The sequence below is a fragment of the Microbacterium sp. LEMMJ01 genome (assembly GCF_002114135.1).
Lineage (GTDB): Bacteria > Actinomycetota > Actinomycetes > Actinomycetales > Microbacteriaceae > Microbacterium.
This window is the reverse complement of the sequence record NZ_NCTV01000008.1, coordinates 18834-27822: the sequence shown is the minus strand read 5'-3', so window position 1 is coordinate 27822 and position 8989 is coordinate 18834. Positions and strand designations below refer to the sequence as shown.

At 66.7% G+C, this 8989-nt stretch carries 9 protein-coding genes and 1 pseudogene; 8 read left to right on the top strand and 2 right to left on the bottom strand.

Annotated elements, in window-relative coordinates; translation table 11 throughout:
• A pseudogene (locus B7W94_RS00645) lies at positions 1-449 on the bottom strand (hypothetical protein); the annotation flags it as partial.
• Positions 449-685 carry a hypothetical protein gene (locus B7W94_RS17785; RefSeq protein ID WP_005052720.1) on the bottom strand — a complete coding sequence of 79 codons (237 nt, stop codon included), beginning with the start codon at positions 683-685 and terminating at the stop codon, positions 449-451. The gene B7W94_RS17785 and the pseudogene B7W94_RS00645, both read right to left, overlap by 1 nt.
• Positions 686-997: 312 nt before the next feature.
• Here B7W94_RS17785 and B7W94_RS00640 point away from each other — a divergent pair, with 312 nt between their 5' ends.
• From B7W94_RS00640 to B7W94_RS00605, 8 genes are all read left to right on the top strand, one after another.
• On the top strand, positions 998-1762 hold the full coding sequence (locus B7W94_RS00640; protein WP_005052717.1) for a hypothetical protein: 765 nt from the start codon (positions 998-1000) through the stop codon (positions 1760-1762).
• 856 nt (positions 1763-2618) lie between these two features.
• A complete protein-coding gene (locus B7W94_RS00635; protein WP_005052715.1) occupies positions 2619-3293 on the top strand; it encodes a ParA family protein in 675 nt (224 codons plus the stop codon).
• A gap of 1 nt (position 3294) precedes the next feature.
• On the top strand, positions 3295-3894 hold the full coding sequence (locus tag B7W94_RS00630; protein ID WP_005052713.1) for a hypothetical protein: 600 nt from the start codon (positions 3295-3297) through the stop codon (positions 3892-3894).
• Between the two features lie 118 nt (positions 3895-4012).
• Positions 4013-4705: an SAF domain-containing protein gene (locus B7W94_RS00625; protein WP_005052710.1), complete on the top strand. Its 693-nt coding sequence runs from the start codon at positions 4013-4015 to the stop codon at positions 4703-4705.
• A gap of 6 nt (positions 4706-4711) precedes the next feature.
• Positions 4712-5539 carry a hypothetical protein gene (locus B7W94_RS00620; RefSeq protein WP_005052708.1) on the top strand — a complete coding sequence of 276 codons (828 nt, stop codon included), beginning with the start codon at positions 4712-4714 and terminating at the stop codon, positions 5537-5539.
• Complete coding sequence (locus B7W94_RS00615) at positions 5536-7161, top strand: CpaF family protein (protein WP_005052704.1); 1626 nt, start codon at positions 5536-5538, stop codon at positions 7159-7161. Before B7W94_RS00620 ends, B7W94_RS00615 begins: the two co-directional genes overlap by 4 nt.
• Position 7162: 1 nt before the next feature.
• Positions 7163-8029 (top strand): type II secretion system F family protein, encoded by an 867-nt coding sequence (locus B7W94_RS00610; protein WP_005052702.1) that lies wholly within the window; start codon positions 7163-7165, stop codon positions 8027-8029.
• Positions 8026-8907, top strand: a complete 882-nt coding sequence (locus B7W94_RS00605; protein WP_005052700.1) for a type II secretion system F family protein — start codon at positions 8026-8028, stop codon at positions 8905-8907. The genes B7W94_RS00610 and B7W94_RS00605 overlap by 4 nt, the downstream gene beginning before the upstream one ends.
• Positions 8908-8989 lie beyond the last annotated feature (82 nt).

Below are 8989 nucleotides of genomic sequence, written 5' to 3'. Positions count from 1 at the left end.
AACAGCAGCTCCTTGAGGTGCGCCGCGACGACGACGTTGACGAAGTCCGAGCCGTCGACGGGCGTGATGGAGACCACGGACAGGTCGCGGTACTCCCAGGCCGTGACCGACAGCTGCCGCAGCGCCGCCAGGTCGACGTAGGTAGCCAGGTCGCCCGGTGCGTCCTTCGTCGCGCTCAGCCACGAGGAGACGAAGCCCTCCGCGTAACCGCCGGCAGCCTGCTGCTGCGTGCTCAGTCCCGCTGCCTGCGCCTCGGGCGCTGCGGCGACGACGGGCGCCGGACGTGCGGCCGCGGCGAAGAGCGCGATAGGCCCACACGCGATCGCGGCGAACAGAAGCGCGGACAGCAGCTTGCCGCCCAGCTGCCGACCATGGGTCCAGCTGCTCCCCTGTGCCGGGACGGTCTTCGTCTCCTTGGCCGGCTTCGACGTCTTCTCACGACGCGCCATTATGCAGCTCCTCCCACTCGCAGCTGCGCCACCCGCAGAGCTGCCGGCACCGCTGCCGAAAGCTCCTCAACCGCCTTCACCACGCGACCATGCGTGGAGGGGTCGAAGGGTGCGTCGAGAGTGCTCGCCACTGCTTCCTCGAACCCCTGGCGCGCACGGATCGCGCGTGCAGCGTCGGGCTTGAATCCTTCCCACATGGCGTCGTCGGCGCTGTCTGCGGTGCTGCTCTCGCTCACGTTTCTGTCCCTTCCGCGGAGTCCTGATGCCTCCCGACCAACGGGGGCATATCTGTATAGGCCGGGTTTTCGGCCCTTCGCGGACATCGCGGATCGAAGAAATCTTGCGTGGATATTGCGCCCATGCAGCGAGGCATGGAAACCGCCCCTGAACAGGTATTTACAGCATCGGATCGCAACTCAGATCCACCGAAGCCAGCATCCGCCGATCGGGCGCTCTCCTGCCCGGCCGGAACTTTCCAGGATCTGAACCAGGGGTGCTGAGGAACGTGGCCCTTCGTCAACCGACGTCACGACGAAGGGCCATTTCTCATGACTGCTTGGGCGAAGACATCACCTCTTGCCGACCAGCTGTTCGATGAGTGGAACAGCTTCCACTCCCACACCACTCACCACTTCGGAACGCTCGGCGAGCTGACTGGCGATGAGGCCGTGAACCTCATCCGGCAGCCGCAAGCTCCCGAACAGCGCGACGCGCTCCTGCTCGAGCTGCTCACCCTCGAGCACGCCGGCGATACCATCGCCGGCCGCGTCCTGCTCAAGTCGTTCATGCCGCTCGCGCTGCGGCTGCCGAGCAGCTGCAGCAGCATGCGCAGCCTGTGGCAGCACTCCCCCGCCGACGCCCGTACCGCGACGATCGGCGTGCTCTGGGAGGTCATTCACACCTACCCGCTCGAGCGGGTCCACTCCGTCTCCGGAAACATCCGCCTCGAGACGATCAAGAACCTCGGAGTCTGGTTCGGCAGCGAGCACAGCGTCGACGCAATGCCGGTCGAAGACGAGCTGCTCGAGAAGATCGCAGGCCCCGACGAGAGCGATGACGTCTTCCGGGATCTGGTGACGATCCTCACCTGGGCGATCGACTCCGGCACCCTCCGCCGCGACGAGGTCCAGCTGCTTGCTCGCATCGAGCTCGCGGAGGGTGATCCCGGTGTGGCGCGTGAGGAAGCAGCTGTCGAGCTCGGCGTCAGCCGGGAGACGCTCAACCGCCGAGTGTGCCGAATCCGCACCAAGCTCATGCAGGCCGTCAGCGGCGACATGGAGGCCAAGGTCTCCTACGCCCCGCGCCGCAGCTGAGCCAACCCGCCATCCAGGGGGCAAGCGCAGTCGACGAGTCGAGCGCTCCCCACAGGCCGGAGCAACACTCCCGCTCCGCCCCCCCAGACAGACAGGGCCTCTGGATGGCCCCCAGGGGCCCTGTCTTCCCCTCCGCCTCACTCGGAGCCCTCCTCATGGCCGAAATCGCCTCAGCAGGCCGCACAGGCCCGTCTACGCCCGCATCCATCGTTTGGATGCCCCACCACGACTCCATGACCAGCCCTCGCGACACCGCGCACCCCACCATCGCCAGCGCCGCGCTACACACGCGCCACCCCGCCGCCATGCTCTGCGCTGTACCCTCGCAGCAACACCGCGATAGCCTCCGCCACTCCCCCGCCAGATCACCGCATCACTTGCGCGATACGCTGAGCAACCCCCGCGCCATACCCGCGCCAGCCATCCGCAATATCAACTGCAATATTCGCGCTATTACATCGCCCTACCCGCGCATGCTGTTGCGCTCTAACGTGCGCATTACGAGCGCCCGGCTGTCGCCTGTACGGCCCCTTACTTGCGCATTGCTTGTGCCCGTATGTAGCCACTATGGCGCGGGTCTTGTTTTAGATGATGCGCACTGTCAAGCGCTCTGCTTGCGTTGTTCTTGCACCGACAGAGCGCGTTCATCGCACAGTTCTAGCGCCGTAGCTCCACATGCTCTAGCGCATGTGTCGCGCCAGACACGCGCGATTGTTGTTGCATATAGGCGTGAATGTGACGCTATACTGGCGCCCATGAACCCGCCACAGTTGCCCCATACCCGCGCCACACATCCGCACACCGCGCGCTCGACTGGCGCGACCGCTGCCAACGCCCTCAGCCGTGGAGGCCGATCGTGAGAATCATCGGCGTCTGCAACCAGAAGGGCGGGGTGGGCAAGACCACCACCGTCATGAACCTCGCGGCCGCGCTGTCCCGCGCTAACAATGTGCTCGTGGTCGACGTCGACCCGCAGCAGTCCGCAGCACGCTGGGCCGAGCGCGCGGGGGATGACCTTCCGTTCGACTTCGCCGCCGACGTCGACCCCAACAACATCATGGGATTGCGTGACCTCGACGGATACGACATCGTCCTCGTCGACACACCTGGCAGCCATGAGAACACCGGCGTTCTCACCGCAGTCCTGCAGGTCGCCGACTTCATCGTCCTGCCGCTCGAAGCGGCCACCATGGCCATCGAGTCCGTCGCGGACACGCTCGCCGAGCACATCATCCCGACTGGGGTGCCCTACCGACTCCTGCTGAACAAGATCGACACCCGCCGAGGCGGGCGGCGACTCGAGGACTGGGAAGAGCAGCTCGACACCGTCGAGTTCATCGAAGGACAGATCGGACTCCCGCGGTTCCAGCGTCACATCCGCCTGTCCGCGAGCATCGAGGACGCTCCCTACGACGGCAAGGTCGTCACGCAGTACACCGATTCCCGCAAGAACCAAGCAGCGATCTCCGACTACACCAGTGTCGCGTTGGAGCTCACATCGCTGTGGGCCAACCAGATGAAGGAGGCCTGACGTGGCACGCCAGGATCTCGGAAAACTCACCCGCCGCGCCGTGCCGACGCCGGCTCCCGCAGAACCCGTGGAGCCCACCGTCGACCAGGCTCCGCCCACCGAGCCCGTCCCTGCAGCGGCGGTCGAACCTGCGGCCGCTCCTGCGAAGAAGCAGGCGCCGCGCAAGCAGCCGACTCGCACGACCCGCGCGGAGGACGAAGACGGGGGAGAGGGGGAGGAGCGGGAGACCGCGACCAAGGGCGTCCCTGTCCACCTTCCGGTCCCGCTGAACGACCGACTGCAGGCGTACATGGCCAAGACGCGCAAGAGCCACCAGACGGTCCTCCTGGACGCCGTCTCGGCCACCTATAAGCGTCTTCCTGAACTGATCCGCCAGGCCACCGCCGGCGGAGAAGAGACTGACGAGGACTGGACGGATCTGTTCAACCGGCAGAAGCGTCCCGCCCCCGTCACTGATGCGGGGCCTCGCGTCAAGCACACCGTGCGCGTTGCCCCGTCGTACCGCGCGATCCTCGATCGCGTCACCGCTGAACTCGATGCTCCCTCCCGGAACTTCGTCATCATCACCGCCTACGAGGCATTCCTTCCGCCTCTCGAATAGACGGTGCGGTGTCCAGCTACAGCAGAAGACCAGCTGTCGCGACAGCGGTATATGAGACACTCACCGAACTGCTTAGACACCTACGCCACATCCGCCCACGTTGAAGGACTGACTTCCAATGACCACCACCACTGACCGCAAGAGCAAGCGCACGAAAGACACCACCGAGCAGGGCGAGCAGAAGCAAGGACTCACTCCTGCAGTCCTGCAGCCGACGAAGTCTCGCCGGCGCCCCGCGATCATCGCCCTCGGCATCGCGCTTGTCCTCCTCGGCGGAATCGGCGTGTGGTGGGTCACCACGAACCTCACCCGCACCGTCAGCGTCATGGCGACCAGCGTCGATGTCTCACGCGGGGAGACGATCACCACAGACGACCTCACGACCATCCAGCTCGCCGGCGGGCAGCAGGTCGACGCCGTCTCCGCCGCGGATGCCGCCGACCTCGTCGGAACCACCGCGCTGGTCGACCTGCCCGCTGGCACCCTCATCACGTCGGCCAACACCGGCGACACCCTCGCGGTGCCGTCCGGCTCCTCGATCGTGGGCGTCACGCTCACCCAGGCGCAGATGCCCGGCTACCAGCTCGCAGCAGGCGACAACGTCCGTGTCGTCGAGACCCCCGTCACTCAGGGCGACCCGCCCGTCGAAACCCCCAAGAGCTTCGACGCCACGGTGTTCACCGCCACCTACGACACTGAGACCCAGGTGTGGGTTGTCGACCTGGTCGTGCCGAACCGTGAAGCACCCGACATCGCCGCTCGTGCCGCCACCGGCCGTGTCGCGCTGGTCATCGACTCGACGGGGGAGTGACCCCGCATGGCGATCATCTTCCTTGCCAGCGCGTCCGGCGCCCCCGGCGTGACCACCGCCGCCGGCGCCCTGGCCCTCAACTGGTCCAAGCCCGTGATCCTCGTCGAGGCTGACACCACCAAGACCAGCAGCATCATCCCCGGACTCATCCGCGGGCAGGTCTACCACAGCACCGGACTGACCGAAGCGGCCGTCGCAGACCAGTACGGCGCTCTGACCCCTGACAAGCTCTGGGAGCAGACCGTCGAGCTCAGCCCCCGCTCAGTGCTCATCCCCGGCTTCAAGAGCCTGCAGGGCGCCGCCGGCGCGGGCCCCCACTTCTGGCGGGCACTGCTCGACGCGCTGCGACCCTACGAGTCCGCCGGTTACGACATCCTCGTCGACGGCGGGCGCCTCCACGTCAACGACCCTCGTCTCCCGCTACTGCGCGAGGCGGACAGCATCACCCTGTTCACCGATCGCACGTTGCCCTCCGTGGCAGCCGTGCTCGCACACTGGCGATCCCTCGACGAGAACCGCAACACCGTCCCCGAGTGGCTGCTGAACACGCTCAACGAGATCGGGCACGCCAGCTACGTGGATCTCCTCGTTACCGAACGCTCCACCACGCAGGAGACCTGGCCTCTCAAGACCGTCACCAAGCAGATCGGCATGAACCTGCTGGGCACCATCCCCTGGGATCCGAAGGGCGCCGCTATCTACTCGGTCGGCGCACCCACCCTCGGTGCCCAGCGCACCCCCTACTCGCGGGCCATCGGCGCACTGCTGCACAGCTACAGCGATGTCCTCAACACCCGCACATACACAACCACCGACTGGGAGGGACAGCAGTGAGCGACTCCACGCCCGACCCTGCAGACCTGGGCAACATCCCGTTCTTCACCGCGCCAGCACCGGCCACCGCGCCGGCACCGGCAACACCGCAGGCACCAACGACCGCACCGGCCGACACGGGCCTGCGCAACCTGGGACACGCCGCCGCGCACCTGACCCGTGCGGCGCAGCGGAACGCTCCGGCCGAAGCCGCCCCCACGACACCTGCTGCTCCGATCGTGCCGACACCGCCCTCCACCCCCGAACGGCCTGCACCCGAGGTCACTCCGCAAACCACCCTCGACGCGCGCAGCGATCTGCCCTGGGCCGACATCGCCGCCATTCGCGACGAGGTCTCCCGTGAGCTCGCCGCGGTATTCAGCGAGTCCATGGACATCACTGCCGAGCAGCGCGAGCAGACAGCGCAGGACCACATCGTTGACCGGGTCCGAGCTCGCGTCGACGACCAGACCCGACGCCCCGGCGAGGGCCGCTGGCCGGCGCCGATGCAGACCGCGATCCGGCAGGCCGTCTTCGACCAGCTGTTCCGCCTGGGTCGGCTGCAGCCGCTCGTCGACGAGCCCGACGTTGAGAACATCCACATCAACGGGTTCGACGACGTCTGGATCTCCTACGCGGACGGCCGCGTGGTCAAGTACCAGTACCCGATCGCCGAGAATGACCGTGAGCTCGAGCGAGAGATCAACCTGCTCGCCGCCCGCTCGGGTGAGGGCGGACGATCGTTCACGAGCGCCCGGCCGCGACTGCACATGGACCTGCCCGGCGGAGCGCGCCTGGCAGCGATCGCCGAACCCGTCGCCACCCGCCCCACGATCGTCATCCGTATCCACCGCCTCGTCGACGTCACCCTCGACCAGCTCGTGGAGCGCGGCACCATCACCCGCCAGGCGGCAGCCTTCCTCCGCGCGGCCGTCATCGCCGGGGTCTCCGTCGTCACCAGCGGCTTCCCCGGCGCAGGCAAGACCACACTGCTGCGCGCGCTCGCCGACTGCATCCCGGCCGAGGAGAAGATCGTCACAATCGAGATGGAGCGTGAGCTCTACCTTCACAAGATCAACGACCGCCACCCTCGAGTGGTCTCGCTCGAGGCGAAGCCGGGGGAGGGGGAGCGTGGCGCCGATGGGCGGCTGCCTGGTGAGATCACCCCCGAAGACCTGGTCTACGACACCCTCCGACTGGACACGCAGCGCTTCATCGTTGGTGAGGTCCGCGGGCCTGAGATCTACGCCATGATGCAGGCCATGCAGTCCGGTGTCGGGTCGCTGTCCACTCTGCACGCCGCCAGCGCAGACGACTCGATCGACCGCATGTCGGCGCTGATGCTGTCGCGCGGCAACAACACGACCCCCGTGTACGCCTACCGGATGATCGAGCAGAACATCAAGATCGTGGTGCAGATCTCGAAGATCATCGACCCCGCTACCGGCAAGCCCCGCCGCGTCGTCACCGAGATCGCCGAGATCCTGCCCGGCGAGGAGCAGAACAACTCCCGCCCTGTGGCTTCTCAGGTGTTCCGCTTCGACCGATCCACCGGCAGCCTCATCACCGCTGACATGCCATCGCCGCGGCTCCTCGAGGAGCTCAAGTTCTACGGCTTCGATCCCGCGAACCTGGGAGTGTGAGATGACTACCGCAACCCTCGCTCTGTGCATCATCGTCGCGGTGGCCGGCGCGATCCTGGTCATCCTCGGCGCCGCCCATAAGCCCAGCACCAGTGGGCTGCCCACGCGCAGCGCACTTCGCGGGAAGGCGACACGCGACTTCACCCGCACGCAGCAGATCCAGCTCGTCGGCGGCGCCGCGGTCGGTCTGGTGTTCGCGCTGATCACCGGATGGTGGCTGCTCGTGATCGCGGTGCCCGTCGCCGCTGTCGGCCTGCCATGGCTGCTGCAGAAGGGCCCCGAGGAGAACACGATCGCCAAGCTCGACGCCCTCGAGTCCTGGACCCGCAGCCTCGCCGGCCTCACCGTCTCCGGTGCCGGCCTCGAACGCACCATCGCCGCATCGCTGAGCAGCTGCCCCGAAGCGATCCGCCCACAGGTCACGCAGCTCGTCGCGCGCATCAACGCCCGGTGGACCACCACCGCGGCGCTGCAGGCGTTTGCCGACGATCTCAACGACGAGACCGCGGACGTGCTCGTGATGCATCTTCTCCGCAAGGCCGAGCTCCGCGGCTCCGGTCTCGCCGCCTCGCTCGAGGATCTCGCCAAGAGCATCTTCGAGCGGGTCAAGATGCGCCGACAGATCGAAGCCGACCGCGCCACCCCGCGCAACGAGGCCAGGTTCGTCGTCTACTTCACCGTCGCGCTGCTCGTACTTCTGGTCCTCGCCCAGCAGTACTCCGCCCCCTACGGCACCCCGATCGGTCAACTCCTGTTCGCCGCGTACCTCGTCAGCTACGCCCTCGTACTGCTGTGGATGCGACGCATCAGCCGCGGCGTGCCGGCACCCCGTCTGCTCGTTGCCTCCGAGAAAGCTGGTGAGAAGTGAACCTCGCACTAATCGTCCTCCCTGGCCTCGTCCTGGGGCTCGGCTTCGCGCTGGTCATCGCCGCACTGGTGCCCACCCAGCCCAGCCTCTCCGCAGCGCTCGATCGGATCGGCACCACCACCGTCGCCGCCGACCCCGCCTACGCCGCCACCCTTGAGAACCGGGTAGGCTCAGCCGTCCTCCGTCGCGTCGGCGACAGCCCCTCGCTCAAGATCCCCACCCGCGATCTGCGCCTGATCGGCATGAGCGTCAACCGGTTCCTGTACCAGAAGGTGCTCTCCGCCGGCCTCGGCCTCATCGCCCCCATCGCGATCGGACTGATCTTCCAAGTCCTCGGCCTGACCGCGTTCTACATCCCCGCACTGTTCGGCATCCCCCTCGCCATCGGCGGCTGGTACCTGCCCAACCTGCTCGTCCGCGACCAAGCCGAAGCCGCCCGCAAGGAGTTCTCCCGCTCGGTCGCCGTCTACATGGAGCTCGTCGGATCCGAACGCATCAGCGGCGCCCCTCCCGGCAAAGCCCTCGAGTCCGCAGCCCAAGTCGGACGCAACTGGGCCTTCGTCCGTATCCGCCAAACCCTCACCGAAGCCCGCTACGCCGGTACCGCCCCCTGGGACGCGCTCGAGCAGCTCTCCGTCGAGATCAACGTCCCCGACCTGGGTGAAATCGCCAAGGTGATCAGGCTCTCAGGGGAGCAAGGAGCATCGGTATATGAGACACTCAGGGCACGGGGGCAGAACCTCCGGGACCGACTTCTGAATGACGAAGTGACGGAGGCGAACAAAGCAACCAACAAGATGACCATCCCGATGACCCTCACCGGCGTCCTCTTCATGCTCCTCCTCGGCACACCGTTCGTTCTCAACGCTTTCTTCTGAAAGGTTGTTTATCCACCGATGTCCGCGAAGGCTCCAAACCGGGGCCTATACCTAGTAGACCAAGCACCACCCACCCAGAGAG

Bases quoted from the DNA above. Each gene is read 5' to 3' on its own strand.
- B7W94_RS00640 (WP_005052717.1), top strand. From the start codon at position 998: ATGACTGCTTGGGCGAAGACATCACCTCTTGCCGACCAGCTGTTCGAT.
- B7W94_RS00625 (WP_005052710.1), top strand. From the start codon at position 4,013: ATGACCACCACCACTGACCGCAAGAGCAAGCGCACGAAAGACACCACC.
- B7W94_RS00620 (WP_005052708.1), top strand. From the start codon at position 4,712: ATGGCGATCATCTTCCTTGCCAGCGCGTCCGGCGCCCCCGGCGTGACC.
- B7W94_RS00610 (WP_005052702.1), top strand. From the start codon at position 7,163: ATGACTACCGCAACCCTCGCTCTGTGCATCATCGTCGCGGTGGCCGGC.